At 40.2% G+C, this 26,663-nt stretch carries 28 protein-coding genes; 13 read left to right on the plus strand and 15 right to left on the minus strand.

Annotated elements, in window-relative coordinates; all coding sequences use genetic code 11:
- Positions 1–25 precede the first annotated feature (25 nt).
- A complete protein-coding gene (locus L655_RS0118720) occupies positions 26–436 on the plus strand; it encodes a CBS domain-containing protein (RefSeq protein WP_024605928.1) in 411 nt (136 codons plus the stop codon).
- A 54-nt stretch (positions 437–490) separates the two neighbouring features.
- Here the strand turns inward: L655_RS0118720 and add are convergent, their stop codons facing one another.
- From add to cyaY, 8 genes are all read right to left on the minus strand, one after another.
- Positions 491–1,492 carry an adenosine deaminase gene (gene add / locus L655_RS0118725; RefSeq protein ID WP_024605929.1) on the minus strand — a complete coding sequence of 334 codons (1,002 nt, stop codon included), beginning with the start codon at positions 1,490–1,492 and terminating at the stop codon, positions 491–493.
- Positions 1,493–1,619: 127 nt separating this feature from the next.
- Positions 1,620–4,307 (minus strand): CHASE domain-containing protein, encoded by a 2,688-nt coding sequence (locus L655_RS0118730; RefSeq protein WP_024605930.1) that lies wholly within the window; start codon positions 4,305–4,307, stop codon positions 1,620–1,622.
- A 51-nt stretch (positions 4,308–4,358) separates the two neighbouring features.
- Positions 4,359–5,468: a heme biosynthesis HemY N-terminal domain-containing protein gene (locus L655_RS0118735; protein ID WP_024605931.1), complete on the minus strand. Its 1,110-nt coding sequence runs from the start codon at positions 5,466–5,468 to the stop codon at positions 4,359–4,361.
- Positions 5,465–7,306 carry a uroporphyrinogen-III synthase gene (locus L655_RS0118740; RefSeq protein ID WP_024605932.1) on the minus strand — a complete coding sequence of 614 codons (1,842 nt, stop codon included), beginning with the start codon at positions 7,304–7,306 and terminating at the stop codon, positions 5,465–5,467. The genes L655_RS0118735 and L655_RS0118740 overlap by 4 nt, the downstream gene beginning before the upstream one ends.
- Positions 7,307–8,245, minus strand: coding sequence for a hydroxymethylbilane synthase (hemC, locus tag L655_RS0118745; RefSeq protein ID WP_024605933.1), 939 nt, complete (start codon positions 8,243–8,245; stop codon positions 7,307–7,309). It lies immediately after the preceding gene.
- Between the two features lie 35 nt (positions 8,246–8,280).
- Positions 8,281–9,258, minus strand: a complete 978-nt coding sequence (locus L655_RS0118750) for a DUF2914 domain-containing protein (protein WP_024605934.1) — start codon at positions 9,256–9,258, stop codon at positions 8,281–8,283.
- A 22-nt stretch (positions 9,259–9,280) separates the two neighbouring features.
- Entirely contained in the window at positions 9,281–9,937 is a 657-nt protein-coding gene (locus L655_RS0118755; protein ID WP_002960978.1) for an alpha/beta fold hydrolase, read from the minus strand.
- The gene (cyaY, locus tag L655_RS0118760) at positions 9,934–10,257 is read right to left on the minus strand and encodes an iron donor protein CyaY (protein WP_002960979.1); all 324 of its coding nucleotides are present in this window, start codon (positions 10,255–10,257) and stop codon (positions 9,934–9,936) included. The genes L655_RS0118755 and cyaY overlap by 4 nt, the downstream gene beginning before the upstream one ends.
- A gap of 157 nt (positions 10,258–10,414) precedes the next feature.
- On the opposite strand from cyaY, the gene L655_RS0118765 reads away from it, so the two are divergent.
- The 8 genes from L655_RS0118765 (at position 10,415) to L655_RS0118800 (ending at position 16,533) form a co-directional block, all read left to right on the plus strand.
- Positions 10,415–10,609, plus strand: coding sequence for a lipoprotein (locus L655_RS0118765; RefSeq protein ID WP_024605935.1), 195 nt, complete (start codon positions 10,415–10,417; stop codon positions 10,607–10,609).
- Positions 10,610–11,863, plus strand: coding sequence for a diaminopimelate decarboxylase (lysA, locus tag L655_RS0118770; RefSeq protein ID WP_024605936.1), 1,254 nt, complete (start codon positions 10,610–10,612; stop codon positions 11,861–11,863).
- Positions 11,864–11,927: 64 nt separating this feature from the next.
- Positions 11,928–12,758: a diaminopimelate epimerase gene (gene dapF, locus L655_RS0118775; RefSeq protein WP_007580548.1), complete on the plus strand. Its 831-nt coding sequence runs from the start codon at positions 11,928–11,930 to the stop codon at positions 12,756–12,758.
- Positions 12,755–13,366: a DUF484 family protein gene (locus L655_RS0118780; protein ID WP_024605937.1), complete on the plus strand. Its 612-nt coding sequence runs from the start codon at positions 12,755–12,757 to the stop codon at positions 13,364–13,366. Before dapF ends, L655_RS0118780 begins: the two co-directional genes overlap by 4 nt.
- The gene (locus L655_RS0118785) at positions 13,363–14,307 is read left to right on the plus strand and encodes a tyrosine recombinase XerC (RefSeq protein WP_024605938.1); all 945 of its coding nucleotides are present in this window, start codon (positions 13,363–13,365) and stop codon (positions 14,305–14,307) included. Before L655_RS0118780 ends, L655_RS0118785 begins: the two co-directional genes overlap by 4 nt.
- An 8-nt stretch (positions 14,308–14,315) precedes the next feature.
- The gene (locus tag L655_RS0118790) at positions 14,316–15,023 is read left to right on the plus strand and encodes an HAD-IA family hydrolase (protein ID WP_024605939.1); all 708 of its coding nucleotides are present in this window, start codon (positions 14,316–14,318) and stop codon (positions 15,021–15,023) included.
- 28 nt (positions 15,024–15,051) lie between these two features.
- Positions 15,052–16,155 carry a retroviral-like aspartic protease family protein gene (locus tag L655_RS0118795; protein WP_024605940.1) on the plus strand — a complete coding sequence of 368 codons (1,104 nt, stop codon included), beginning with the start codon at positions 15,052–15,054 and terminating at the stop codon, positions 16,153–16,155.
- Positions 16,156–16,176: 21 nt separating this feature from the next.
- Positions 16,177–16,533 carry a HopJ type III effector protein gene (locus L655_RS0118800; protein ID WP_024605941.1) on the plus strand — a complete coding sequence of 119 codons (357 nt, stop codon included), beginning with the start codon at positions 16,177–16,179 and terminating at the stop codon, positions 16,531–16,533.
- A 10-nt stretch (positions 16,534–16,543) separates the two neighbouring features.
- Here L655_RS0118800 and L655_RS0118805 read toward each other — a convergent pair whose 3' ends face one another.
- Positions 16,544–16,951: a GNAT family N-acetyltransferase gene (locus L655_RS0118805; RefSeq protein ID WP_024605942.1), complete on the minus strand. Its 408-nt coding sequence runs from the start codon at positions 16,949–16,951 to the stop codon at positions 16,544–16,546.
- A 40-nt stretch (positions 16,952–16,991) separates the two neighbouring features.
- Complete coding sequence (locus L655_RS0118810; RefSeq protein ID WP_002961002.1) at positions 16,992–17,297, minus strand: DUF6482 family protein; 306 nt, start codon at positions 17,295–17,297, stop codon at positions 16,992–16,994.
- Positions 17,298–17,386: 89 nt separating this feature from the next.
- Here L655_RS0118810 and L655_RS0118815 point away from each other — a divergent pair, with 89 nt between their 5' ends.
- The 3 genes from L655_RS0118815 to L655_RS0118825 all read left to right on the plus strand — a co-directional run bounded on the left by L655_RS0118815 (position 17,387) and on the right by L655_RS0118825 (position 19,773).
- The gene (locus L655_RS0118815) at positions 17,387–18,079 is read left to right on the plus strand and encodes a pseudouridine synthase (protein ID WP_024605943.1); all 693 of its coding nucleotides are present in this window, start codon (positions 17,387–17,389) and stop codon (positions 18,077–18,079) included.
- A gap of 101 nt (positions 18,080–18,180) precedes the next feature.
- On the plus strand, positions 18,181–18,555 hold the full coding sequence (locus L655_RS0118820; protein ID WP_007377323.1) for a BlaI/MecI/CopY family transcriptional regulator: 375 nt from the start codon (positions 18,181–18,183) through the stop codon (positions 18,553–18,555).
- A 9-nt stretch (positions 18,556–18,564) separates the two neighbouring features.
- Positions 18,565–19,773, plus strand: a complete 1,209-nt coding sequence (locus tag L655_RS0118825) for a M56 family metallopeptidase (RefSeq protein WP_024605944.1) — start codon at positions 18,565–18,567, stop codon at positions 19,771–19,773.
- Between the two features lie 73 nt (positions 19,774–19,846).
- Here L655_RS0118825 and L655_RS0118830 read toward each other — a convergent pair whose 3' ends face one another.
- Entirely contained in the window at positions 19,847–20,230 is a 384-nt protein-coding gene (locus L655_RS0118830; RefSeq protein WP_024605945.1) for an MAPEG family protein, read from the minus strand.
- A gap of 239 nt (positions 20,231–20,469) precedes the next feature.
- Between L655_RS0118830 and L655_RS0118835 the strand changes: the two genes are divergently transcribed.
- A complete protein-coding gene (locus tag L655_RS0118835; protein WP_198925108.1) occupies positions 20,470–21,348 on the plus strand; it encodes a DMT family transporter in 879 nt (292 codons plus the stop codon).
- Positions 21,349–21,414: 66 nt separating this feature from the next.
- Here L655_RS0118835 and L655_RS0118840 read toward each other — a convergent pair whose 3' ends face one another.
- The 4 genes from L655_RS0118840 to L655_RS0118855 form a co-directional block, all read right to left on the minus strand.
- Positions 21,415–21,732 carry a multidrug efflux SMR transporter gene (locus tag L655_RS0118840; protein WP_024605947.1) on the minus strand — a complete coding sequence of 106 codons (318 nt, stop codon included), beginning with the start codon at positions 21,730–21,732 and terminating at the stop codon, positions 21,415–21,417.
- Positions 21,732–23,264 carry a bifunctional GNAT family N-acetyltransferase/carbon-nitrogen hydrolase family protein gene (locus L655_RS0118845; RefSeq protein ID WP_024595458.1) on the minus strand — a complete coding sequence of 511 codons (1,533 nt, stop codon included), beginning with the start codon at positions 23,262–23,264 and terminating at the stop codon, positions 21,732–21,734. Before L655_RS0118845 ends, L655_RS0118840 begins: the two co-directional genes overlap by 1 nt.
- A 93-nt stretch (positions 23,265–23,357) precedes the next feature.
- A complete protein-coding gene (locus L655_RS0118850; RefSeq protein WP_024605948.1) occupies positions 23,358–24,200 on the minus strand; it encodes an MBL fold metallo-hydrolase in 843 nt (280 codons plus the stop codon).
- A gap of 58 nt (positions 24,201–24,258) precedes the next feature.
- Positions 24,259–26,544 (minus strand): penicillin acylase family protein, encoded by a 2,286-nt coding sequence (locus L655_RS0118855; RefSeq protein ID WP_024605949.1) that lies wholly within the window; start codon positions 26,542–26,544, stop codon positions 24,259–24,261.
- Positions 26,545–26,663: the final 119 nt, after the last annotated feature.

Genomic DNA, 26,663 nt, shown 5'->3' on the forward strand with positions numbered 1-26,663 from the left:
TAGAACATCAGCGGGAGAGACCCAAATGCTAAATACAAAAGTAAAAGATTTTATGCAACGCAAGTTGCCAAATATCACACCAGATACAGAAATGACGACAGCCATAGCAGAACTACAAAAATTTAAACTACTTGGCGCACCAGTATTTGATAAAGATAAATGCTTAGTTGGATTTATATCAGAGCAAGAGCTGTTAAAACCACTTACGCAAAGCAGTTATTTTTGTGATGGGATGGTTAAAGTATCGCAGCTTATGCAAACAGAGGTAGTGACCGTCAGCGGCGATACCAACATTATTGAGCTTGCACAGCAGATGCAGCCTGGTAAACCAAAAAACTACCCTGTTGTAGAGGGCATTAAAGTAATCGGTATGATCAGCCGAGCAGATGTACTTAAAGCACTTTACGATAATTACATAAGCTGCCAAACACACTAAATTGCAGATACAAAAATGCCGCTTATATAAAGCGGCATTTTTAATGCTCTTACATTAACGTGCGCTAACGAGTGATAAAAGTTCTTTTTTATCGCCATCGCTTAAAAATGCTATTTCTAACGCATTTTTTTGGGCTTTTTCCATATCAGCTTGAGATAAGCCTGCTTTAGGTGCAGCAACGGTATATTCATACTCAATTTCAATACCTTCAACCGCAGGATCATCAGTATTAATACACGCTAAAATACCATGATCTAAAAACTGTTTAAGTGGGTGCTTAGTTAAATCGTTTACTGTACTGGTTTGAATATTACTTGTTAAGCATGACTCAATACCAATACGGTTATCGCGTAAATAATCCATTAGTTTTGGATCTTCAATTGCTTTAACGCCATGCCCTATTCTGCTCGCACCCAACTCATTAATTGCTTGCCAAATACTTGGAGCGCCAAGTGCTTCTCCAGCATGGACAGTCGAAGCTAAATACGCATTTCGTACTTGTTTAAAGTGCTCTACAAACAACTCACCCGGGAAGCCAATTTCGTCACCGGCTAAATCAACAGCGACTAAATCATTTTTAAATGCGAGTAATGCATCAAGCTCTTTTTGACACGTTTTTACGCCATAAGTACGCGATAAAATACCAATCAAGTTAGCTTTTATATTTGCGCCCTTTGTTGCTGATTTAATACCATCAACAACGGCCTCTACAACGCCTTCTGGGTGTAAACCTTGGCTTTGTGCCATGTAGTAAGGGCTAAATCGAAGCTCCACATAATCAAGACCTTGTGCTTGTGCATCTTCAATGTTTTCAATTGCGATACGTCTACACGCATCGTAGTCGCCAAGCACAGTAACTCCCCAATCTAACTTTTGTAAAAAAGCCATGAGGTTTGGTTCAGGATCAATAACTTGAACATGAGGGATTAATGCTTCAACGTTATCTGCAGGTAGCTCTATATTAAACTGACGACCAAGTTCTAATATGGTTTGCGCACGTACATTACCATCTAAATGACGGTGAATATCTAGCAAAGGTAATTTTCTATTGATCATAATAGCAACCCAGTTTAGTTAAATTTGCGCGCATGATACGCAGATACAGTTATTTTTCAATTCTATATGATTTGCGGTAAGTTTTAGCGGTCATATGTCTGCTTTTTGTGCAAAAAAATGATATAGCCTATTTTCCTGATAAGTGATGCCAAAGAGTTTTAAAAAGCGTATCTGCATCAATAGGTTTGGTAATATAGCCATTCATTCCACAGGCTAGTGCCTTTTTAACGTCATCGTCATGGGCGTTCGCCGATAGCCCTATTATGGGTAAATCAATTAACTCTAAATCACGACGAATTACTTTTGTTGCTTTGAGTCCATCCATTTTTGGCATTTGAATATCCATAAGCACAATGTCGTAGCTATTTTCGGCTAGCTTTTCTATGGCTTCAAAACCATCGTTAGCAATGTCGGCAATACAGCCTTTCGTTTTTAAAATAGCATTAGCAACATGCTGATTAAGTGGATTATCTTCTACTAAAAGTAATTTATAGCCTGTAAATGATAATGTACTTACGTCTATTGCGTTGTATTGCTGCTGAATTTGCTCTGCCTTTGGTAAAGGCGATATTAGCGGCAAACTAAATGTAAATGTAGAGCCTTTACCTTCATAACTAACTAAATCAATTGCACCACCCATTAACTCAACCAGCTTTTTGCAAATACTTAATCCTAAGCCTGTACCACCATATTGGCGTGAGGTTGAGCTATCAGCTTGTGCAAACGGTTTAAACAATTGTTTCTGTGCTTCGCTACTAATACCAATACCCGTATCGTTAATACTAAAATAAGTCATTTTTTTCGATTGCCAAATTTTCAGAGTGATTTCACCTTCCCCTGTAAATTTAACCGCATTATTGAGCAGATTCAGCAGCACTTGTTTTAAGCGAATTGGATCGGTATTAATGACCAAATTTGATGTTTTATCAAAATCGAGACTTAACTTTATTGATTTAATGTCAGCCTCAAACTGAAGTAAATTAAGCATTTCATCCGCTAAACTCGCTACATTAATAGGCTCTTGTATTAAGTCTAGCTTGCCTGCTTCCATTTTTGAAAAGTCGAGCACATCGTTTAATACCCTCAGTAAAACACCAAGTGCCCCATCTGCTTGCTCTATGTAACTTCTAGCTTGTTGCCAATCGTTTTGCTGGAGCGCTAAATAATGCAGCCCTTTTATACCGTTAATAGGGGTGCGGACTTCGTGGCTCATGTTTGCTAAAAACTGCCCCTTTATATGACTCGCTTCATCTGCTTTTTGTTTTTCTTTGCGTAGTGTATATGTTTGCTTGGCCACTTGTTCGCGAATTTGTATGTTTGTACCAGTAACTGAAATCAAAAATGTAATCAGTAACCACACAAACAACATACCTACTATTTGTGCAAGCCAATATACTAACCAAGACGTTCTAACTATTGGCTCATATAACTCAACCTGCCACATACGTTTGCTAATCAACAATTGATATTCTTTAAACAGCGTTTGCGAGTTATCGGTATCGGCAATATAAATTGCCTGCTTTTTCCCTGGTATCGTTGTATCAAAAAAACTGACTGAAATTGAGTTGTTGTGATCAAATAATAGTGTTTGCGATAAGCGTTTCAGACTGACAATCGCTGCCACAAAACCTTGAAAATCATCTTCGGTAGACGACTCTCCAAAAACAGGATATAAAAAGAGTACACCGTCTTCAGCTGTATTTTGGACCAAGTTAATTGGCTCACTTAGTGCAAGTTCATTAAGCTCTTTCGCTTTGCTAAGCGCTGCACCTCTTACTTTACTAGAAGCTAAATCAAACCCTAAAACATCTTCATTACCTTTTAAGGGATATACGTACTTTACAGGAAAGTAATTACTACGCGTACCTGCTGGTTGCCAAGCTCCATCTAGTGACTTTTCTTTTATATATAGAGGTTTGCCTGTGGCTGTATTATCACGAGCTTCAAAATCTGCGAGTTTATTTGCTGGTATATAAGGTATCCATTCAAACGCTAGAATTTCTTGGCTGTAGCCCAACTGCTTTGAAGTAAATTGTTTGAAGTCTTTAAAATTCACGTCATCACTACTAGCAAAATATGCAGCTAGTAATCCTAAGTGAGCAGTAATACCGTCGAGCTTTTGGCTTATAGCGTTTTGTACAGCAAGTACTTTGGCTTCTTGCTTTTGAATATCTTTTTCTTTTTTAACACTGGCAGCACCATAAAAACTAACGCTGATTAGTATATAAATTAATAGTGAAGGTAAAATCACCAGCATACGATGGCGTACTTGCGTGTAGTTAAAAGCAGCCAATACTAATGGTGTAAATATAAGTACACCAATACTGTCACCAATCCACCATGCGATAAAATTATCAAAAATAGCATTGGTCGGAATCACATTATTTAATGCTAATAAGCTAGTTCCTACTCCTGCAGCAATAACGCAGCATATTGGCCCTGCGACTATTAAGCTTTGAACACTGTGTTTTAAAGAAGATAAATCTAGTGGAGCTTTTATAACATTTACTATAATTTGACGGCCAACCCAAGCCTGTAAAGCCGAGGCTAAAGTAACGCAAGTAGCTTGTAAAAAAACATTAAAGTGAAGAATATCGACTGCGTTATCAAGGTGAATTAAGTTAGTACAAAAAGCACCAATAATAAGGCCAACAAATGACTTACGTCCCCAAATTAAAAAGCTCGCTAAAGCAATTCCTGAGGGCGGCCAAGAGGCGACCGCATAGCCATCTACAGCAAGAAGTGAGTTACTAAAATACCCAGTAAAAAAATAAGCACAAGCCAAGCTAAGGGTTAATATTAAAAACTTTCTCAAAGCTTGTGCTCCTGAACTACAAAAAATGCTAAGTAGTTATAGTGTAGTCATTTATTGATATAAAACGAGCGCCTTTTCTGCCTGTGCACTATTTTTATAACTCAACACAGCTTGTTCAGAGAACTGTTTTTTATTTTCACTATTCAGTGCTTTATCAAAAATTCTAGCTGCTAAGTCATAATCACCCTTAGCATTAGCAAGGCAAGCTAGCGCAAGTAATAGTGAATTATTTGAATCATCCTTCTTAAGGCGTTCTTGAATGCTTATTTGCAACTTAGCTGCATCGGCTGCTGTTGCTTTACTTAATATATTTGCAAGCTCTAAGTGTTGCTCACTATGCTTAACCATCTTAATTAAGTCACTTTCAATAACAGCCAATTGACCTGCTTGCGCCATTTGCATTAAATATGCGGTGTGGGCATGAGCTTGCAGCTTTTTCGGTAGCTGTTTATATTTTTCACTCAGCTTGTCTGCATCTAACGCATTAAAATAAGCACTAAATAACTGCGTCCACTGTGCATCAGTAAGTGCTTTTTTGCGCAGTAAACGCGGCAAAAAGTCTTCCAGCGCACTAAAGTGTTGTTGCTGTACTAATACTTCTGCATAAAGTTTTAACTCAAGTGCGGTGGCTTTTTTAGCTTCTGCGCTAATACGCATTTGTGATTCAATCGCGCTACTATCGCCACTTGCCAACCATAGCTTTGCTACTTTTAATTGATGCTCTGGGCTTATTTCAAATAAACGCTCAAGTGCTTTATCTGTTTGATTATTAGCAAGCGCTGCTTTTGCAAGTAATGCTAAGCGAATATCTTCAAACTTATCTGGTACGCTATTACCCGATAAAGCCTGTTCTACGTGCTCGTAATCATCATTAATAGCACTCCACAGAGCCTGCTCAATAGCTACTTGTTTGCGCTCTTGGCTACGTGCAAAAAAGCCATGCTTAGTATTATGATAAATCGATAATAAATAACGAATTAACTTATATGTTAAATATAAAACAACAGCGGTAATGACTGCCATTATACAAAACGATACTATCGTGCCTTCTATCGTCGTATTGTTAAATGAAATAAGTACATAACCTTTTTCATCTAGAACAAATGGAGTAACCGCTAGTACAACAACAATAGCTACAATTAAAATAATTAGCCCTATCATTGCGCCCACTCCTTAACCTTTTGTGTACTGTTTAAGGTTACTTTTGGATTAAAGTTAAGCTGCTCTTTTTCAAGTTTAGACAACGCTTTAAGTACCGTTTTAGTTGTATCATCGTCTTGCTTAAAGTACTCACCAACTAAACGTTTTGCTTCACTTAAGGCGCTAAAGAAAATACTCGCCTGCTTACTCATAAGTGCATCTTGTGCCTGAGTTATATTAAGCTTGATTCGTTGATTTATTAAATGGCGCTCTTGATCCGTAAGTAATGGCTCAATGGAAACACCCTCGTGCTGACGAATAGTAATAAAGCTATCCACAATTTTATTCCAGCTATTACTCAAGTTTTGCTGCCAATCACTCACGTCACCACTTAAAGCATTTTCATCTATTGCAGCTGCTTCTTCTGGTAAATTAACTGCATTAAAAACTAAGTCGTCAATACTGCTTAGTACACTGTTTAGCTGTAAATAAATAGCCTCTGTTGCAATAGGTTTAAGGCTATCAAGTGTTTGTATATCTTGCATAATCGCTTGGCGAACTTCAACTGTTCCTGGGTGCTCACTAAGTAATCCATCTAAGCGCTTTAAAACAGCACTAGTGCCTTGGTAGTCTTTTTCAGCCCATAGTTTAAACTCAGCCATACGCTGTAAGCTGGTTACTTCTTGCGGGTTTAACGATGAGCCTTGTTGCTGCGCCTTTTGCAAAGCCGCTTTTAGTTCTTGCTGATTTTGAACTGCACTTTCATTTAGGGCTGCGGCAACTTTTTCTTCACTATTAAACAGCGCTTGTTGCAAATTAGATTGCGCCGATTTAAGTGCTTGCAGCTCCTGGGTGAGTAACTTATTTTGCTCGCTTAACTCATTAACGGCTAGGTTTTGCGCCTTACCAGCATTTAATTTTTGATAAAACTCGTAACCCACGCCTGAGGCCACAATTAACGAAATAAGAAGCGCAAGTACTGCAACCTTACTTATTTTTTGTTTACTTTTGTCTGCCGTACTTTTTGTAGCTGTAGGGTCTTGCTTAGTTGATTTAGCAGAGGTCGTGTTAGCTATTGTTGGTGTGGCTTTTTCTGCCGTTACTGGCTTTGACTGTTCGCTCATGTTGCTACCTTGCTGATTTATGCAGGTAAACATAGCATTATCGCTAGCCCCTGCTGCAATGTGTATATTAGCCGAACTTACCTGTTGCAGCTTTAAATAAGCGGCTATACGCTCGCTAGCAACATAAAATCGGCACTGTTGTAACCATTGTAGTTGGTGTGCAGTAAGGCTTTTAAATATAGCATCAACTGCTGCATTACTTGTTGTGACTATACCGTGTACATTCTGGCTTTTCCAGTGGTCTGTCCAGTTGGAGGTGATACTCTCTGTAGGCTCACGTTTGTACACAACACAATTATTTAAAAAAGCACCGCGCTCTTTGAGCGTTTTAGCTAACTCAGGACGGCCACCTTGGCCCTTAACTAATACTATATTACAGCCATCCACCTCGGCGAGTGATTTAAGCGCAAGTAACCCTTCTGAATCATACTGCTTTGGTACTGCTGCGCGCACACCAAATTGCTCATATATAACATCGGCTGTTTGTTGTCCAACCGCATAAAATTGCGCTTTGGTATTTATATCTGGTTTTAATTGCGAAAGTGCACTGACTGCATCTTGCGATATAAATATTATTTTATCTGCATTTAATAGTGGACTAAGCTCAGTGCTGGAGGGTGTTAAATGCGTTATTTTTAATACCGGAAATAAAGACGCCTGATAACCCGCTTGCTCAAGTTGCTGTGCAAGGGCTGCGCCTTTTCCTTCGGGCCGAGTTATCAGAATATGTGTCATTTATGCGTCTCTATAAACTTCAGCTAGTATTTTGTCTGCACCTTGAGCTAGTAATTTTTTAGCAAGCTCAATACCTAGTTTTTCTGCGTCATTTACATGGCCTGTTACTTCGTCACGTAAAATTTCGCTGCCATCAACAGCACCAACTAAACCACGTAAATGCACTTGTTCGCCATCAACCAATGCATAAGCACCAATAGGAACTTGGCAACCACCTTCTAAATAGCGATTCATCGAACGCTCTGCGTTTACGCGAATACGTGTTTGTGTATGCTCAAGTGGTGCAAGTAATGCTTTGGTTACTTCATCATCAATACGACATTCAATACCTACAGCGCCTTGACCATTTGCTGGTAATGACACTTCTGGCTCAATGTAGTCAGCAATACGCGACTCCATTTCTAAACGAATAAGCCCTGCAGCCGCTAAAATAATAGCATCATATTGGCCGTCATCTAATTTACCTAAACGCGTATTTACATTGCCGCGTAAATCACGAATATCTAAATCAGGGCGAAGTGCCTTAATTTGGCACTGGCGGCGTAGGCTCGAAGTACCAACAATAGAGCCTTGTGGTAGGGCACTTAAATTTGCAAAATTGTTTGATACAAACGCATCGCGTGGATCCTCACGCTCACAAATAGTATGCAGTGCTAGCCCTTGAGGAAACTCTACTGGCACATCTTTCATAGAATGTACGGCAATATCAGCTCGGCCATCTAGCATGGCTTGCTCTAGTTCTTTAACAAATAAGCCTTTACCGCCAATTTTGGCCAATGGCGTATCTAAAATTATATCCCCTTGTGTCGACATTGGGACTAATTCTACGCGCACATCTGCATGAAAACGCTCAAGCTCTGCTTTTACAAATTCGGCCTGCCAAAGTGCTAGAGCGCTTTTGCGCGTTGCGATGCGTACTAATTTTGTTTTTTCTGTCATAGGGGTATCCAATTAATTACTGCGTTTAGCCAGTTTTAGTCAGCTAAAATTCTAAATTCTTTTTGGGCAATTAAATTACCTTGCTCATCAACTACATCAACACGCCAATGACCTGTTTGTGTGTTCATTATATTTTTTGTTGAGTACGTTCTGTAACGAGGCGAAGTAACATTAAGTGTAATTTCAGCCATCGTTTCACCTTCAAACGACCAAACATGCTTAACTTGCTGGCCTTGAAGGTTTTTAATCTCGCTAAAAAACGATAACCCTTCCTCAAACTGGCTTAACCTAATATCAGCAGCAAACACATTAGTAGGCTCACGCTTACTTACTTTACGAGTAAGTACCGCGCGACTAATTTTATCCGTGTCTATTTGCGCCCCCAATGCCACACTTGCCACATGTGCTGTAGAGGAAAAACCTTCAGTGCCACTCAATGCGCCATCATCACTTTCTAACTCTAAAAGTAAGTCACTTTGACTTGCAGGCTCAGTTACGTTTTGGGCTTCTGCGGTTTCTTCTTGCACATCATTATCAAGGTTTGAGTTTAACTCTGTATTAATACTTTCGCTTTGATCAGTAACAATATCGTTGTTAGCCAACAAAGCCGGGGGATTATTTACAAGGTCTACTTCGGCAGGTGTATTACTTGAAATGCTTAGTTGAGTCTCATTTTGCTCAGCTGACAACGGTTCAATCCGAGCTTGCATTACCTCTGCAGGCTCATTAGGGCTATTGTTTACTGATGATTGAGGCTCAACATCCATTACCTCATCGCTTGTTTGGTTTTCAGCGTTACTGCTGAAACTTAAGAATTGTTCCTGCTCATTTGGGTGCTCACCTTGATCTGCATTAACAGAGGTGGTTAAGCCATAAACAACTGCTGCAGAGGTCATTAATACCAACATAGCAATACTCACAATACGACGCCAATTCCACTCGTAGCTTACCGTTGGTACGCTCTGTTGTAATTCGCGTTTAACATTTGCTTTTATAACTATTTTTTGACTCATATTGACCTCAGCGGTTCCAAAATTAGCTTAAACGAGCAATTAACCATTGGCGAATAGCTTGCAATTCTTCTGCGCAAACTTGATGAGCCATTGGATATTCTTGCCAGCTTACATCCATGTTATGTGCTGTTAATACTTCAAACGCATTTCTACCCGCACTGTGCGGTACAACGTTATCTTGGCTACCATGAGCCATAAATACGTTTAAATCAGTATGTTTTGCTTCATCAGCAAATTTGTGTGGCACACACATATAAGTAGAGAGCGCCATAACACCCCCAAGCTTTTGCTCAAAGCGCGGCGCTAAATGCAAAGACACAACACCACCTTGAGAAAAACCAGCTAAAATTATTTTATTAGCAGGAATGCCATTAGCAATTTCTTTATTAATTAACTCTTCTACCTTTGCAGCAGAATCTCTTACGCCTTGTTCATCGGCACGCTTATCTAATTCTATAGACTTAATATCGTACCAAGAGCGCATTTCCATGCCACCATTTATGGTGACCGGTTGCACTGGCGCATGCGGAAAAATAAACCGTATACCAAGCTCGCTTGGTAAATTTAGCTGTGGGGCTACTGGCGCAAAACCATCCCCAGAGTCACCTAAACCATGTAACCAAATAACCGTTGCTTTGTGTTCACTTTGGGCTGCATATTCTACAAATTCTAAACTCATAGTGATGATTGCCACTTAACTTCTTGGCCTGCTTGGCGAGTTGAGGCTTCATTTATAAACGCCCAAAATTCAGCGCCAGAGCGGTTATCAATCCATAACCCATCACGCATTTCAAAATGATGTCCGTTAAACTTAGTCGCAACCCATACTTGGTGAAGAGGTGCTTGCTTATTGATCACTATTTTACTTTTATCAGGAAAAATAATTTCTAAAATACCTTGTGCCGATTCATAATCTAAATCAGCTTCGCAATCATCAACCTGCTCTTCAATAGTGAACATAAGAGCTTCGGCTAATTGGTGATATTCGTGTTCAGTCATTGTTATTTCCTTTGCAGGCGAGCCGCCTAATATTGGGTACGTTTTAGCTTTAAAAATGTGCAGCTAGTGTAACAGGAATAAAATCATCCGCGAATAGCTGCATTTTTTAGATATTCTGTTACTCTGCGATTATAAAGCCAGCAACCGTATTAATCTAATGAAAGCGACACATACCTTACAATTAAAAAGACTATTAATAAGCACTGTACTGTTAAGCGCCTTAGCTGGCTGCGGACAAAGCGGTCCGTTATATTTACCAGAGCAAAAAACAGAGCAAAACCAACCTCAAAATACAGCTAAACCAGCCACTACCGCTGAGCAAGCTAAAACATCGCAAAGTCAGGAGCAATAAATGGATTATTTTAACTACAAAAACAACCAATTATTTGCCGAAGACGTCAGCGTAGCAAGCATAGCGCAGCAATACGGCACGCCGTGTTATGTATACTCGCGTGCTACATTTGAGCGCCATTACTTAGCATTTGCTAACGCCACTAAAAATCATAAAAGCTTGGTATGTTACGCTGTAAAAGCAAACTCAAATATTGCCGTACTTAATATATTAGCGCGCTTAGGATCAGGTTTCGATATTGTATCTAAAGGCGAACTAGCGCGTGTAATTAAAGCGGGAGGGGATGCCTCTAAAGTGGTTTTTTCAGGCGTGGCTAAAACGTCTGACGAAATAGCTTACGCATTAAAACTGGGCATTAAATGTTTTAATGTAGAGTCGGCGTCTGAGCTTGAGCGTATTTCTGAAGTGGCTTGCGAGCTTAACCTAGAAGCGCCTATTTCTATTCGCGTAAACCCAGACATAGATGCAAAAACACATCCGTATATTTCTACCGGTTTAAAAGAAAATAAATTTGGTATTGATATACAAACTGCGCTGAGTGTTTATCAACAAGCAGCGGCTTTACCTGGTTTAAAAGTAATTGGTGTCGATTGCCATATTGGCTCTCAATTAACGCAAGTTAGACCTTTTTTAGAAGCCCTTGATAAATTAATGGCGCTTATTGATGAGCTAAAAACCAACGGTATTGAGCTAACTCACTTAGACATTGGTGGCGGTTTAGGCGTGCCATACGACAACGAGCAACCACCACACCCAAGTGAATATGCAGCGCAAGTTACCGAACGCTTAGCTAACTACAAACATCTTGAACTTATTTTTGAACCAGGGCGCGCTATTGCAGCTAACGCAGGTATTTTGGTCACTCAAGTTGAATTTATTAAACAAAACCAAGACAAGTTTTTTGCAATTGTAGATGCTGGTATGAACGATATGCTTCGCCCTGCGCTTTATCAAGCGTGGCAAAAAATTATTCCGGTATCCGTTCGCGACGACGAAACACCTACTCACAACTTTGATATTGTGGGTCCGGTGTGCGAAACCGGCGACTTTTTAGGAAAAGACCGCGATCTAGCGCTTAAACAAGGCGATTTACTTGCACAACGAAGTGCGGGTGCATATGGCTTTACAATGAGCTCAAACTACAACTCGCGCCCGCGTGTTGCAGAAATTATGGTAGATGGTCAGCAGCATCATCTTATTCGTGAACGCGAAACTATTGAAAGCCTTTATCAGGGTGAGAAAGTTTTACCATAAACGTTTTTGTCTACTAGCTGCTCTGTGGCATGATTAGCACAGAGCAAAACCGAATTAGAGCGCTATGTTAGTTAATTTTTCCAAAATGCACGGCTTAGGCAACGACTTTGTTGTGATTGATAACATTACACAAAATGTTTTTTTGTCGCGAGATCAAATCAAAAAACTGGCAGATCGCCATTTTGGCATTGGCTTTGACCAATTGCTGATGGTTGAAGCGCCGTACTCTCCTGATCTCGACTTTCATTATCGAATATTTAATGCCGATGGTACCGAAGTAGAACAATGCGGTAACGGCGCACGCTGTTTTGCCCGCTTTGTACGTATGAAGGGCCTTACTAACAAGCATAAAATTACTGTGTCGACCAAGTCGGGCAACTTAACGCTCTACATAGAAAAAGACGGTCAAGTAACGGTTAACATGGGTCATCCAAATTTTGAGCCAAGTAAAATCCCTTTAAAAGCGAGCAAGCGTGAGCTTACTTATATTATTAGAACCGAAGAACACACTGTATTTAGTGGCGCGGTATCTATGGGTAACCCGCATTGCGTGCTAGAAGTTGACGACGTAACCACCGCGCAAGTTGATATATTGGGTCCATTACTTGAAAACCACGAACGTTTTCCGCAAAAAGCGAACATTGGCTTTATGCAAGTTGTATCGCATGAACACATTAAATTAAGAGTGTGGGAGCGCGGCGTTAACGAAACCCTAGCCTGTGGCACAGGTGCGTGTGCAGCAATGGTGATTGGTCATATGCAAAATAAGTTATCAACAACTGTTCAAGTAGATTTACCAGGCGGTAGCTTACAAGTACGTTGGAGTGGCGAAGGTCACCCAGTACGCATGACTGGCCCCGCAGAGCATGTGTTCGACGGGCAAGTAGCGCTATGAGCGAGCTAAGTAAAGAACAGGTTATTGATTACTTACATCAACATCCTGACTTTTTAGTTCATCACCCCGAGCTACTCGCACAACTTGAGCTGCAACAGCAAGCTCAAGGTGCAACGTCGCTGGTACATATTCAGCAACGCCAATTACGCGAGCACAACACGCTTTTAAAAAGCCAAATAGACGCCATGAGCAAGCATGCAACGCAAAACGAGCTTGTATATCGTTTGTTTAGCCAGTGCCATCGCCAGCTTTGGAATCATGACGATTTTGACACTCTTGCAAATAACCTACGCAATATAATCTGCTCAAGTGAAGATGTTAACGACTGCAAATTAGTAAAATATAACCCCGAGTACGACGAGCTTATTGCGCATCGCCTTACCCATTCAGGGCATTATTTAGGGCGAATTAATAAACAAGAGCGCGAACAATTATTTAGTGAAGATACACAATCCGTCGCTATTTATTTAATTGGCGACACCAAGCACCCTATCGCTATTTTGGCGTTTGGTAGCAGTAACGTAAACCATTTTGAGCCCGCTCAAGATAATCTTTTTGTACTCGACTTTATAAACGCATTACATCTGCGGTTACAAAAACTAGCATGAGTGACGATGCGCCTAATACCACTGAGTTAAGCGACAACTGGCGCGCACCCATAACGCTATTTAGCGATTATTTAAAGTTTGAAAAACAATATTCAGCGCACACAGTTAACCAATACGTAAGCCAACTTGGCTTTGCTGCCCTTTATTTTAGCAAATTGTGTGACGACTGGTTTGGCGTGCAAGGCGAGCATATTCGCCGCTACAGCATGGCGCTGCGCTCAAAACAATTAAGTGGCCGTACAATTAGCTTAAAGCTCAGTTGTATTCGCAGCTTGTATAAGTTTTTAAAAGCAAAAAATATTGCCGAGCAATCGCACTACCATAATCCGGCAATAGGTATAAAAGGCCCTAAGTTTGCGAAGCCTCTACCTAAAAATCTCGATGTAGATCAAATGGCACGCTTACTCGAAATACCCGACGACGAACCTCTCGCAATTAGAGATAAAGCGATGATGGAGTTGATGTATTCATCAGGGCTGCGTATAAGCGAGTTAGTTGGCGCTAACATGCAAGATATTAGCGCTGCCAATGGCGAAATTTTAGTGCGTGGTAAAGGCAATAAAGAGCGGTTAATTCCGGTTGGTAAAAAAGCGTTAGACGCACTAAAAAAATGGCTCACAATACGCCCTCAGTTTGCAAAGCCCGATCAAACAGCCGTATTTTTAAGTAGCCAAAAAAATCGTATTTCAATTCGCCAAGTGCGTCTGCGTATGCAAGAGTGGGGAATAAAACAAGGCATTAGCTCGCAGGTTCACCCGCATAAGTTACGCCACTCGTTTGCGTCACATATTTTAGAATCATCTGGTGATTTACGCGCCGTGCAAGAGTTACTAGGGCACAGTAGTTTGTCGGCTACACAAGTGTATACGCATTTAGATTTTCAACATTTAGCCAAGGTGTACGACAATACCCATCCTCGCGCAAAAAAACGAACTGATTAGGAAGTAATATGATCCGATTTAATCGTGCTATTAAGCCATTTTCTGTCATGAGCTTTGATTTAGACGACACGCTATACAGCAACCATCCTATTATAAAAGCAGCCGTTAAAGCGCAGCAAAATTATTTAAACGCGCTCCCGAGCTACTTAGCCCAAGGCCCAAAATACTGGCAACAATGCCGCAATGAGGCCGTATTAAAGTTACCTGAACTTGCTGATAACGTCACTAAATGGCGCCAACATACACTGCGCTTAGCCCTCTCTAAACTAGATTTGAACGAGCAAGAGGTAGAGCATCATGCCGATGCTGCCTACAACGCCTTTGCCGATGCGCGCAGTAAAATAGTGGTAACCGACGACGTACTAAAGCTGCTAGATAACTTAGCCCAGCACTTTACGCTGGTTGCTATAACTAATGGTAACGTTGAAATTGAACGCTTTAACTTACACGATAAATTTGAGCTTGTATTACAAGCCGGCATGCATGGTAAAGCAAAACCTCACAGCACCTTATTTGATAAAGCCGCCGAGCACTTAAACGTTGCTAAAAGTGAAATTTTACACATTGGCGATAGCCTTGATACAGACGTACAAGGCGCAAATAATGCCGGTTGCCAATCGGTATGGTTAAACGATCAAGGCGCCAATTATGCTTATAAAGGGCTGGCTGATATTGAAATAGCCAATATTCATGCCTTAACGCACTTTATTAAATAATACCAATTGCATTAAATAAGAGGTCACAATGAGCCACTATACCAAGCTAATTACCTTGCTATTAATTGGCTCACTTAGCCTTAACGCTTATTTATTGTGGCCGCAGCCCGCGCCAACCAAAGTACAAAAAACGCAAGGTGCTGAAAAAAGCATATCGCCTAAACAACAAAATACGCTATTAAATACGGCAAAGCAGCAGTTTAAACAACACAAATTTGAAGCCGCACTTAGTAGCTATCAACAACTCAAAAACAGCAATCCAGAAATCGCAAAAAACCTTTATTCATCGTGGCTAGTGCAGCTTAAAACATGGCTAAATAGCAATTTATTACTTAGCGAATCATTTCTCAATGCGCTATTAAATAACAGCCCTTATAACGTAGAGTTACTTAATTTACAGGTTGAGTATTTAATAAATAGCGAGCAAACACAAAATGCCATTATTGCTTTATTTGAGCTTAATTCATTACTGCCTGCTGATCAGCAAAGTAATGTAAATACACGTTTAAATACGCTCACTCAAAACGAATTACACACATTAACTGAGCAACAAAATTGGCAAGCTATTATTGAGCAAACACAAATTTGGCTTGATTATAAAAGCGATAACGCGCAATTTTTATATCCGCTTGCGTATGCCTACTATCAGCAAGGCGATTTAATTAGCGCACAAGCAACCCTTGATCGAATGCCAAACCAGCACAATCTGAAAAGCCAAGTGCAAACACTGCAAGCGATGATCAATAAAGCACAATCGCAAGACGACTTTGTTGCTTTAACGCCTTACGGCGCGCATTACTTAATAAACTCCGAAATAAATAACAATCTATCGACCGAACTAATGATTGATACAGGTGCAAGCGTGACCTCGCTACCTACAAATATTATTGAGCAAATTTCGCCACAACCTTTATATTTAGGCGATGTAACGGTAAATACAGCTAATGGTCGAATTGTTGTAAAGCGTTATCAAATTGAATCGTTTAAAGTGGGCTCGCAAATTATTTATGGTTTTGAAGTGTTGAGCATTGAAAACACACGCGGACAAGGTTTACTAGGAATGAACTTTTTATCGCGATTTAAATTCAATATAAATCAGCAAACAGATGAGCTAGAGTTAAGCGCTAAATAATTAAAAATCCAAAGGTAACACATGACACTAAATAACTATTTAAAAGCACTTGCTGAAAATCCAAAAAGCATTCAATTTACCGATACAGTGGCCGTGATAGAAGCAAATTACGACTTTACTGCATGTGGCTTTAATAACCATGGATTACTTAGCTCTGCGAGTGAGAACAACGGCTCGTGTAAAATTTTTGCATTTGCTAAATTAAACGATTTAAGTAAACAAAATACGTTGGATTGTTTTGGTAAGTTTTACCGAGAAGACGTGCTGCAAAACCCTAAAGGGGATGATCACATGAACATTCGCACGTTTATGTTAGCACCAGAGGCAACACCTTTTTTAGGTATTACCTTTGAAGGCGAGCCACTAAAAGCTAAATAGCCAGCAAAAATTAAAGTGATTTTTCCATAAAGTAACGCGTACCTGAGCGCGGGTAATTATTAAGTTGATACTTAACACTATAGCCGCGCTTTTCATAAAAGGGTTTTGCTTGAAAATCAAGTGTATCAAGCTGAGCAGTTGTAGCACCTAGCTCAATAGCAGCTTGTTCAAGTGCCGTTAGCAGTTTATCTGCAAGCCCTTTACCTCGCGCACTATCGCTACACCAAAGCCAACTAATCATCAGCCAATTTCCAAACACACTCCCACTAATACCGGCAACAAGCTCGCCCTGTTCATCAGTAAATTTATAGCCTAATGGCACTCTTTGCGCATCAAAATGCTCGGCGTTAAATTCAACCATTTGTGCGCGAAGCGCTGAGTTTAACGCATCGGTATTATCTACTTTTAATTGATACATTAATCGCCCTTAAAAAGCAGATACTAGCAAATTAGCTCAATCAATAAAGATTATTTTTACCATAAGGTACTTCAAGCATATTGCTGCTGGTTTTATCCGGCTGGCCGCACATTTCGTCGTAAGCGCTTGTTTGCCTTAACATCATCTGTGCGTACGCTATTTTTTCAAAACGTTTTTGTACATGCAGTGGGCTGAGTGCTCTTAAAAACTCACCGCTGTCTTCTGTTACATAATATTCAACGTTATTAATCATCACTGATACTTGATAAAGCGCCATATCTAACGAGTGAACAATGACTTTTTGTAGCGGTTCGTGCTTTTTTAACTGTGAAAATTTAATACCCATCATGTTTACCTTTTTATATTTAGCATTATCGATACGCAGCTTTGCTATAATCGCGATCAAATTTTTATTAGCCGCTGGCGTCACACGTTATGATCACAAAAATTCGACTCGCTAAATATATTGCCCATGCAGGTATTTGCTCTCGTAAACAGGCATCGCGTTTAATTGATGAAGGTGTTGTGACTGTAAATAATCGCCCAGCAAATCATATAGATCACGTTGACGAGCAAGACATTGTAATAGTGAACGAAAAAGAAATTAAAGGTGCTGCCGATTTAGTTTATTTTGCGCACCACAAACCAGTAGGTATTGACTGTAAATTAAATATTGATGACCCTGCCAGCCTTATTCACCATTTGCCCACACTCACCCGTGTTTACCCTATTGGTCGATTAGATAAAGACTCTCGTGGTTTGCTTATTTTGACCAACGATGGAGATTTTTGTAATCAACTAATACATCCTGACTTCCACCAGCCTAAACATTATTTAGTCACCGTAAATAAGCCTTTAGACGATGCTTTTTGTAAAAAAATGGCAGCAGGCGTACCCGTTGATAAACACATAACCCTGCCTTGTGAGGTAAATAAAATAGCCAGTAATCAGTTTAGTATTGTTTTAAAACAAGGACTAAACAGACAAATACGTAAAATGGCGCATTACTGTGGATACAAAGTAATTGACTTATTTAGAGTGCAATTTAGTGACCTCACCCTTTCAAAGCTAAACCTACCTGAAAACCAATATATACAAATTAATAAAAACGATATTTCAAAAATCTAATACCAAGTCACTTAACTACATCTCAAAAAGTTAAAAATAAACTTGCAAAAATAGATTACAGGCGTAGTCTTAAATTAAAGATTACACTTGTAGGCGATAAAATGATTGAATTATCAAAAGCAGAGTTTGACGTGCTCGACGCACTTTGGATTAACTACCCCGCCACCGCGAGCCAAATAATTGAGCGCTTAAGCGACGATAAGCAATGGCACGAAAAAACCATTAAAACCCTGCTAGGTCGACTAGTAAAAAAAGGCGCACTTACATTTGAAAAAGAAGGTCGCCAATATATTTATACTCCCTGTATGGAGCGCGCCGACTACACCTTAAAAGAAAGCCAAAACTTTATTGAGCGATTTTTTAGTGGACGTATTGCGCCACTTGTAAGTGGTTTTGCTAAATCGGAGCAGCTTTCTCAGCAAGATATAAACGAGCTTAAAAAAGTTATAGATGACTGGGAAAAAAACCAAAAGTAAGGGATTAACATGGTTATTCAAACTGGTTTCAATTGGTTAATTGAGCAGCAACTACTATTAAGTATTTTGTTTTGTGGATTTATTTTACTTGAGCGATTTGCTTTAAAAGCCCTTGGCTCGCGGTTTGTATATAAATTAGCATGGCTATTACCTGCGGCATTGGTGATTGCTAATTTACCAAATGCGATTAAACCACTGCAAAATAGCAATATTAGCCATTACTTAATCACCCCTAACCAGCCTTTTACACACGAAATGGGTATTAGCTGGGCGCTCATGTATGTACTTATTACCGCTGGGTTATTAATAGCTAGCTTTATTACGCATACCCGCTTTGTTAAAAGCCTGCAGTTAACTGAGTTAACCCAATTTGAAAGCACTCTTACCGCTGATGTTAAAACTTATACCAGCCAACATGTAGCCACGCCAATGGTGGTCGGTATTTTAAACAGCAAGCTGGTGTTACCGAGTAACTACAATACCCAGTTTGATAAAGCCACATTAGCGCTTATTTTAGAGCACGAAAACGTACACATAAAACGCAAAGACAACCTAACAAACGCACTTATATTACTACCTACTATTTTACTTTGGTTTAACCCACTAGCTTGGTTTTGTTACGCAAGCATGCGCCGACTACAAGAGTTGACTTGTGATGAACGGGTACTTGCCAATAAAACCACACAACAACATATTTTATATAGCAAAGCCTTAATAAACTGCGCGGCAAATGCGCCCACAGGACTTATGGCTTATTCACACTACGGAGATAAAAAAACCATGTTACAACGACTAATTAATATAAAACACAGCGGGGAGCGTTCAAAGTTTGCTAAAGGTGGCTTATTACTTGTAGCCGCAAGCATGCTAAGCGGCTTAGCAATTGCAAAGCAACCAGAAGCAATGACTAAAGAGGATTACATTTCACCGACAATACGTATTGAACCTGCTTACCCAATACAAGCAGCTCAACAAGGGATCAGCGGCTCTGTTGTATTAAAATACGATATTGCAGCAAACGGTAAAACAAAAAACATTAGTGTTATTCAATCTAAACCTAAAGATATTTTTGATAAATCAGCGAAAGAGGCGCTAGCAAAATGGAAATATAAAGCATCTGATTCAGGTTTTGAAGATGTACTTGTACAACTAGATTTTGCGATTAATAGTGAAGTGGCGCCTACCGATTTAATTGAGCGAATTAAAGTATCGCATTAACGCCACGAGTTGTTCAAGACTACAAAGCAAGCGCCCTTTTAGGCTGCTTGCTTTGTGGTTTTAAAATATAAACCTACAAACTCACCACAATCATGGCAATGGCTGTACCCAAACCAATAAACCACACTAATGAGCGAATTATATCTAGGTTCATATAGTAAAATACGCAATACAAAATACGCGACACAATATGCGTAACCGCTAGCGTTTCGGTCACTGCACCTACAGAGTTAGTGCCCAGTACAACTGCAATAGCGACAGCAAAAACAGCAAGCGATTCAAAACAGTTTTGATGAGCAGCGAGCGCCCGTGCACCAAAGCCGGTTAATTTTGTTTGTTGCGCCCTTGGGTGTTTATTGTCGTATCGACCTAATTTTGCCATTGCTATAGCAACCGGCACTTTTGCAAAGTAAGGCATTAATACCGCAAGTAATGCACATACAACTAATGTTGTCATAATTTATCCTTTTGATGTTTCGGATAATTTAGCATAAGCATAATAAAAAAGCCGCCAGATACGTTTTATGACAAACTCTGGCGGCTAACAATAACATCAGACCTACTATAGCTAAATTTATCCTAAAACCCATGCGACATAATGTCGCAGATGATGAATATTCAACATCATAGTTAATGCATCGCTTTACTTCACAAAGCTTGTTAACTTTACTGCCTTACATTTTAACGATGACGACCATGACCTGGATATTTTTCACTTTTTTAGCCGCCTTTATGCAAGCATGGCGTAATGCCTTGCAAAGTAAATTAAGTAACGATGTGAGTGTGGCTGGCGTAACCCTCTCTCGCTTTATTATTGCAGGCCCTATTGCTGCCGTGTATTTATATGGCCTTTATCTATATCAAGATACCACCATGCCTACGTTTAATAATGCCTTTTGGGGATTTATTGTAGGCGCAAGTGTGATGCAAATACTTGCCACTGGTTTAATGGTTAAGTTATTTAAAATGAATAATTACGCCGTAGGTGCTGGTCTTGCCAAAAGCGAGGCGTTAGTAGCTGCTATTTTAGGTGTATTATTTTTTGGCTCGGCACTTTCTTTGCTCGGTTGGCTTGGTGTGTTTTTTGGCGCTATTGCCGTATTGCTACTCAGCGGCATAACAAGCGTTAAACACTTTAATGCTAAAACAGCATTACTAGGACTGGCTTGTGGTACTTGCTTTGCACTTACATCGCTGTGGGTACGAGAAGCGAGCTTAAATTCAGGATTATTATTTCCTCACTCAGCAGCTTGGGTTTTGCTGTTTGTAATTAGCTTACAAACACTAATACTACTGGGCTATTTATTATTAAAAGAGCCGCAAACACTTAGTAAACTGTGGCAATACAAAGGTACTACAGCCGCAATTAGTGTTTTTAGTTGTGTCGGTTCTATTGGCTGGTTTAGTGCAATGAGCTTACAGCACGTTGCTTACGTTAAAACACTTGGACAGGTTGAAGTGTTTTTTACCATGCTAATTGCCGTACTTTGGTTAAAGCAACCGCTTAAGAAGCAAGATACAGCAGGCTTAATACTCATAGCCATTGCCGCTGTTTTGGTCATGTTGCCAAGTTAAGGGCATAAAAAAGCGCAGGCTTTTATACCTGCGCTGTTATAATTTTTATAGCTTTAAGAACTGATTCTAAGAGCTTATTTTAAGTGTTATCACACCGCTAATAATCATTAGTACACCGGCAATACGACCAAATGTGGCGGCATCGTTATAAAACAATATACCCACTAAAAACGTACCTGCAGCGCCAATGCCTGTCCACACGGCGTATGAGGTGCCCATTGATATTTGCTTTTGGGCAAGCCACAGCATAAAACCACTAGTAACTAAAAATGCCACCGCTATTACTATGCCTTGCCATCGGGTTTCTGGGTTTTGCGATATTTTTAAGCCAATCGGCCAGCCAATTTCAAGTAACCCAGCAATAATTAAGTACACCCACGCCATTAAACGTCTCTCTTTTTAACAATCACTTCGTATAAATCTTCGCGGCGATCTTTTAAATTACGCACTGTGCCTTCGCTGTGAAGTATTTTAAGCTTATCCATATCAAGGTCACTAAATAGCAGCATTTCGGTGTTTGGTGTGGCTTCGTTAAGTGTTGCATCGTGCGGGAACGAAAAGTCCGATGGCGTTAATACCGCCGATTGTGAGTACTGCACATCAAGACTTTCTACCTCTGGTAAATTACCCACTGAGCCTGCAATAACCACATAACATTCATTTTCTATTGCACGCGCTTGTGCACAATGGCGCACACGTAAATAACTGTTTTTAGTATCAGTCCAAAATGGCACAAACAGAATATCTAACCCTTGTTTGGCCAATATGCGTGAAAGCTCTGGAAACTCTACATCGTAACAAATTTGAATACCTACACGCCCAGCATCGGTATCAAACACGGCAATTTTATCGCCGCCCTGAATGACCCAATCGTTTTGCTCATGCGGGGTTATGTGTATTTTACGTTGCTCGTCTATTTTACCGCTACGATGGCATAAATAACTTACGTTATAAATTTTATCATCTTCGGCAAGTGGCATAGAGCCGGTAATAATATTAGCGTTGTATTCTATTGCCATACGCGACATGGCGTTTTTAAACGTTTCAGTATATTCCGCTAAATAGCGAATCGCTTCTGTTTGATTACTTTGATTCCCTAGCCCCATTAGTGGCGCATTAAAAAACTCGGGGAATAGTATAAAGTCACTTTTGTAGTCAGATACGGTATCTACAAAGTATTCAACCTGCTTTAGCATTTCTTCAACCGATTCAACACAACGCATTTGCCATTGCACAGCACCTACACGCACGATTGATTTAGTTGACTCAAGCACGGTGTCGGTTGGTTCATACATAATGTTATTCCACTCAAGTAAAGTGGCGTAACCAACGGACTCTTGATCTTCCGGTAAATACTTTTTAAGTAAGCGTTTTACCTGAAAATCGTTAGATAACTGAAAGCTCAAAATAGGATCGTATAATTCTTTTTGATCTACTTTTGCAATGTATTCCATTGGCGTCATTTCACTGCTGTGATTGTAATAACGCGGAATACGCCCACCAGCTAAAATAGCGCGTAAGTTATATTGGCGGCACAATTCTTTACGGGCATCATAAAGGCGACGACCTAAACGCATGCCTCTGTGACTTTCGCTAATAGCAACATCTAAGCCGTATAGCGCATCGCCGTCGGTATCGCTAAATACACGGTCGTGACCGTCTGCAATATCTTCGTATGTATGCGGGTTTGAAAAGCGCGTGTAATCAACCTGCACGCTTAATGCTAAGCCCACCAGCACGCCGTCATCTACAATACCTATTTGCCCTTCAGGAAATTGGTCTATTAATCTAAAAATGGTATGACTTGGCCACGCACCGCCTAAGTCGGGATACGCTTGATCCATCAAGGTTTTAATTTGCGGATATTGCTCTCTGGTTAAGTTACAAATTTCAAGATGGGTTTTTTCTGCCGACATACACAACTCCTTTGGGCATAAGAAAATAAAAGCCGAATGTACGTTAAAGTACATTCAGCTTTGTATCATGTTTTTTACGTTACGCGTACTACTTTAAGCTACGATAAAAAGTGTGGTTACTTTCTCTTTTGGTAACCAGCCTGCGTATTCAAGATTCAGCTCAGCCAATGGATCGGCTTTAAGTACTTGCTCTAAGCTTGCATTATTTTGCATTGCTTTTAGCATTACGTCTTTCGCGTTTTGAACTAGCTTACCATACGCTATCAGTCCTGAACGGTCACTTACCTTGCCGTGTCCTGGTATTACTTTAGTGTTGTCGTCAATTTGATTAACTACATCGTTTACTGCCGCTAAAATACCATCAACGCTGCCGCCGCTATCTACATCAACAAACGGTAAGCTGCCAAAATTAAAGTAAATGTCGCCCATGTGCACTATGTTGTCGTTACTAAAAAAGATAACCGAATCGCCATCGGTGTGTGCATGTTCGTAATGCACTACATGGGCGTGTTCGTTATTAAAATGTAGTTTTAAGTCGTGACCAAAACTAATGCGCGGTAAAAAGTCTGACCCCTCCCCGTGCTGCTCTTCTAAACGTTTGTGTACATTGTCGTGCGCTATAACATGCGCACCCGCTTTAGCAAAGTTCTCGTTGCCACCGGTATGATCGCCATGATGATGCGTATTAATGACAAACTCTGCACTGCCTGGTTTTAAATCGCTAATGGTTTTTTTAATATCATCTGAGAGCTTGGCAAACTGATCATCAATAATATAAATGCCATCATCACCTACACTTGCTGCAATATTACCGCCTTGCCCAAATAGTACGTATACATGCTCACTTAGCTTTTGTGCTGTTACTGGGCCATCATCTGCTTTCGCTGTAGTGCTTAGTAATAAACCTGTTATTAATGCGGGTAGTATTTTTTTCATTTTAGTTCTCTGTTGTTTTATTGGTAATTATATAGAACGTGTTTAGCTATACTTTAGTTCATCGCGTAGGCTCTATTACTATTTGATGTATTAATTCTTGAGGTAATAAAGGCGTATGTTTGCCCTCTACATAGTCACTAAAACCCGCTCTATAAAATTCAGATAACGGATGCCCCGATTGCCCACCCGGAATAGCTAAAATTGCACGTTCTAAATGACCAGGTTGAGCAATAAAGCGCTGCGATGCGCCAAAACTACGCCCTTGTACAGCGGGCATGTAACTATCGCCAAAACCTTGTGCTGTAGGCATATTTAAAAACTTAGCAAGTAAGGGGATTTGCTTTGCAAACGGATGCTCTATTACTAGCTCGTTTACCTTGCCCCACTGCCAACTTTGTACGTTATTACCAAATTGCTCGGTAAGCTTAGTAACAGTTTGGCTAAATGCACCGAGTAATTGCGCATCCCAACTTTTAAATTGTGGGTTTAACCATGTGTCGGGTTTGTTGTTAATAAGCTGCCAAACTGCGGGCTCTAAATCTCGTTTTACGTATTTAAGTGTGCCTTGTTGTTTATTTAATTGGCTTTCAATATTACTAAATAAAATATTAATGACTTCATCGCGGTAGCGCTTAACTAAGGTATACCCTATGGAGGTTGAACACGCACATTGCTGCCAACTTTCGAGCGCAGTTATATATTGCTGATTTTTAGTTTGCTCGGTGTTTAATTGCATTAATAACAGAGCATGCCAAGGCATTAAAAAGCGAGCTTGATTATCAAGTTGTAGTGCGTAAAAGTCGCTCTCTGCAAATGTTTGTTTTTCAAATAATCTATCGCGAATTTGGCTCGAACGTGCACCGAGTGCATAGCCACCATTACCAAAACGGGTATTATCTTCAGCCGACACCACGCGAGAATTACCAGTCCATAATCGACCGCTTTGTGGGTTTTTTACAAATGGGCGTTGTAACTCGCTTTGCTGCCAAAGCGCTGAGTAGTCATCGGCATTTACGCCAAGCTCACTTGGCGCTTTACGCGCTGGTATACCGCCCATATGCTTCCACGCTGCGCTGCCTTGGCTGTCGACCACCATAAGGTTTTGTACCGGAATGCCCACATCGCTTGCTACAGTAAGTGCATCATCTACTGTTTTGGCTTGCTCTAATTTTAATAACTGCATATTAACGGCATAAGGCTGATGGGCAGCCCAGCTCAACGCATAAGGTTTTTCGTTAATATATTTTACAGGTCCGTATTCACTGAGTATTAATGAATAGTTTTCAACCTCCCCATCGGGTAATGCAATAGGTTCATCAACTTGCCATGTTTTACTATCATCGTTTAATGCAATCCAATCGGCTGTATCTAAATAACCGTTAGTAAATCCCCATGCAACATTGTTGTTAGTGCCAACAACAATGGCAGGTGCGCCGGGCAGCGATACACCGGTCACCTGAGTCTGCTCACCACTGTGCATGTAATTTAATTGTGCCCTGTACCAAATTACAGGTACTGCCATCGATAAATGCATATCATCCGACACCATTCCAGCCCCTGTTTTAGTAAGCGCTCCTGTAACAGCCCAGTTATTACTGCCGCGCTCTTGGTTTGATTCAATACTTTTAACTATATGCTTTGTTTGAGTTGGAAAGGTAGGTATGCCGTCACTATAAGGCGCTAATTTGCTGCCATCAAGCGCGGCTTGGTAATTACTCGGTTGCGTTAAAAAATCAACCATTTGCTTTGTGTACGCTTGCTCAATTTGAATAAGTGCTTGGTCGCGCTCAAATGTGGCGCTTTGTAAATCAAGGTACATGCTAAATATCACAAGTAGGCTGTCTTCACTTAGCCATGGCTTTTGTGCTGCACCGGTTAGTAAATATTCAAAGCTTGAATACCCTACTTGCGCTAAGCCTTCGTTTACACCTTGAGCGTAACTTTTAAGTAATTGCTTATCTGCCTCTGGCAGGGTTTGTAAAATAATTTGGCTACGTTTACGTAATTGATGAAAACGCATTTTTTTATCGAGCCCCAACGCTGCTTGGCCAAATAATTCACTTAACTCACCTGCGGCATTACGCCTTAGTAAATCCATTTGAAAAAATCGGTCTTGCCCATGCGCATAACCTAAACCATAGGCAGCGTCGTTTCGGCTATTGGCGTTTATTACTGCTTGCCCTAGTGCATCGCGCGAAATTTTTACAGGCTCTACTACCGCGTTACTGCGTCCGTTTCCATCAAGGGCGGGTAAACTTAAACTAAGTACCCCATAAACAACAGCGGTACTTGCCAGCCCTAATATCACAATTAACAACAACAAGCGTTTGATTACTTTAAACATCACCGTTTCCTTTGCACGTTTTGACCAAGCGTTAAGCACATATAATAACCACAGTTTTATTAAATAATAATGTTCTTGCTCGCAAAGGGTGAAATAAACATCAAAATCCACGATAATGT

The organism is Pseudoalteromonas sp. TAE79, assembly GCF_000498015.1.
GTDB lineage: Bacteria > Pseudomonadota > Gammaproteobacteria > Enterobacterales > Alteromonadaceae > Pseudoalteromonas.

Bases quoted from the DNA above. Each gene is read 5' to 3' on its own strand.
- L655_RS0118825 (WP_024605944.1), top strand. From the start codon at position 18,565: ATGGTTATTCAAACTGGTTTCAATTGGTTAATTGAGCAGCAACTACTA.
- L655_RS0118845 (WP_024595458.1), bottom strand. From the start codon at position 23,264: ATGTCGGCAGAAAAAACCCATCTTGAAATTTGTAACTTAACCAGAGAG.
- L655_RS0118720 (WP_024605928.1), top strand. From the start codon at position 26: ATGCTAAATACAAAAGTAAAAGATTTTATGCAACGCAAGTTGCCAAAT.
- lysA (WP_024605936.1), top strand. From the start codon at position 10,610: ATGGATTATTTTAACTACAAAAACAACCAATTATTTGCCGAAGACGTC.
- L655_RS0118830 (WP_024605945.1), bottom strand. From the start codon at position 20,230: ATGACAACATTAGTTGTATGTGCATTACTTGCGGTATTAATGCCTTAC.
- hemC (WP_024605933.1), bottom strand. From the start codon at position 8,245: ATGACAGAAAAAACAAAATTAGTACGCATCGCAACGCGCAAAAGCGCT.
- L655_RS0118765 (WP_024605935.1), top strand. From the start codon at position 10,415: ATGAAAGCGACACATACCTTACAATTAAAAAGACTATTAATAAGCACT.
- L655_RS0118805 (WP_024605942.1), bottom strand. From the start codon at position 16,951: ATGTATCAATTAAAAGTAGATAATACCGATGCGTTAAACTCAGCGCTT.
- L655_RS0118735 (WP_024605931.1), bottom strand. From the start codon at position 5,468: ATGATAGGGCTAATTATTTTAATTGTAGCTATTGTTGTTGTACTAGCG.
- L655_RS0118815 (WP_024605943.1), top strand. From the start codon at position 17,387: ATGATCACAAAAATTCGACTCGCTAAATATATTGCCCATGCAGGTATT.
- L655_RS0118780 (WP_024605937.1), top strand. From the start codon at position 12,755: ATGAGCGAGCTAAGTAAAGAACAGGTTATTGATTACTTACATCAACAT.
- L655_RS0118855 (WP_024605949.1), bottom strand. From the start codon at position 26,544: ATGTTTAAAGTAATCAAACGCTTGTTGTTGTTAATTGTGATATTAGGG.
- L655_RS0118835 (WP_198925108.1), top strand. From the start codon at position 20,470: ATGACCTGGATATTTTTCACTTTTTTAGCCGCCTTTATGCAAGCATGG.
- L655_RS0118850 (WP_024605948.1), bottom strand. From the start codon at position 24,200: ATGAAAAAAATACTACCCGCATTAATAACAGGTTTATTACTAAGCACT.
- cyaY (WP_002960979.1), bottom strand. From the start codon at position 10,257: ATGACTGAACACGAATATCACCAATTAGCCGAAGCTCTTATGTTCACT.
- L655_RS0118810 (WP_002961002.1), bottom strand. From the start codon at position 17,297: ATGGGTATTAAATTTTCACAGTTAAAAAAGCACGAACCGCTACAAAAA.
- L655_RS0118785 (WP_024605938.1), top strand. From the start codon at position 13,363: ATGAGTGACGATGCGCCTAATACCACTGAGTTAAGCGACAACTGGCGC.
- L655_RS0118740 (WP_024605932.1), bottom strand. From the start codon at position 7,306: ATGACACATATTCTGATAACTCGGCCCGAAGGAAAAGGCGCAGCCCTT.
- L655_RS0118750 (WP_024605934.1), bottom strand. From the start codon at position 9,258: ATGAGTCAAAAAATAGTTATAAAAGCAAATGTTAAACGCGAATTACAA.
- L655_RS0118790 (WP_024605939.1), top strand. From the start codon at position 14,316: ATGATCCGATTTAATCGTGCTATTAAGCCATTTTCTGTCATGAGCTTT.
- L655_RS0118820 (WP_007377323.1), top strand. From the start codon at position 18,181: ATGATTGAATTATCAAAAGCAGAGTTTGACGTGCTCGACGCACTTTGG.
- L655_RS0118755 (WP_002960978.1), bottom strand. From the start codon at position 9,937: ATGAGTTTAGAATTTGTAGAATATGCAGCCCAAAGTGAACACAAAGCA.
- L655_RS0118840 (WP_024605947.1), bottom strand. From the start codon at position 21,732: ATGGCGTGGGTGTACTTAATTATTGCTGGGTTACTTGAAATTGGCTGG.
- L655_RS0118800 (WP_024605941.1), top strand. From the start codon at position 16,177: ATGACACTAAATAACTATTTAAAAGCACTTGCTGAAAATCCAAAAAGC.
- L655_RS0118795 (WP_024605940.1), top strand. From the start codon at position 15,052: ATGAGCCACTATACCAAGCTAATTACCTTGCTATTAATTGGCTCACTT.
- add (WP_024605929.1), bottom strand. From the start codon at position 1,492: ATGATCAATAGAAAATTACCTTTGCTAGATATTCACCGTCATTTAGAT.
- dapF (WP_007580548.1), top strand. From the start codon at position 11,928: ATGTTAGTTAATTTTTCCAAAATGCACGGCTTAGGCAACGACTTTGTT.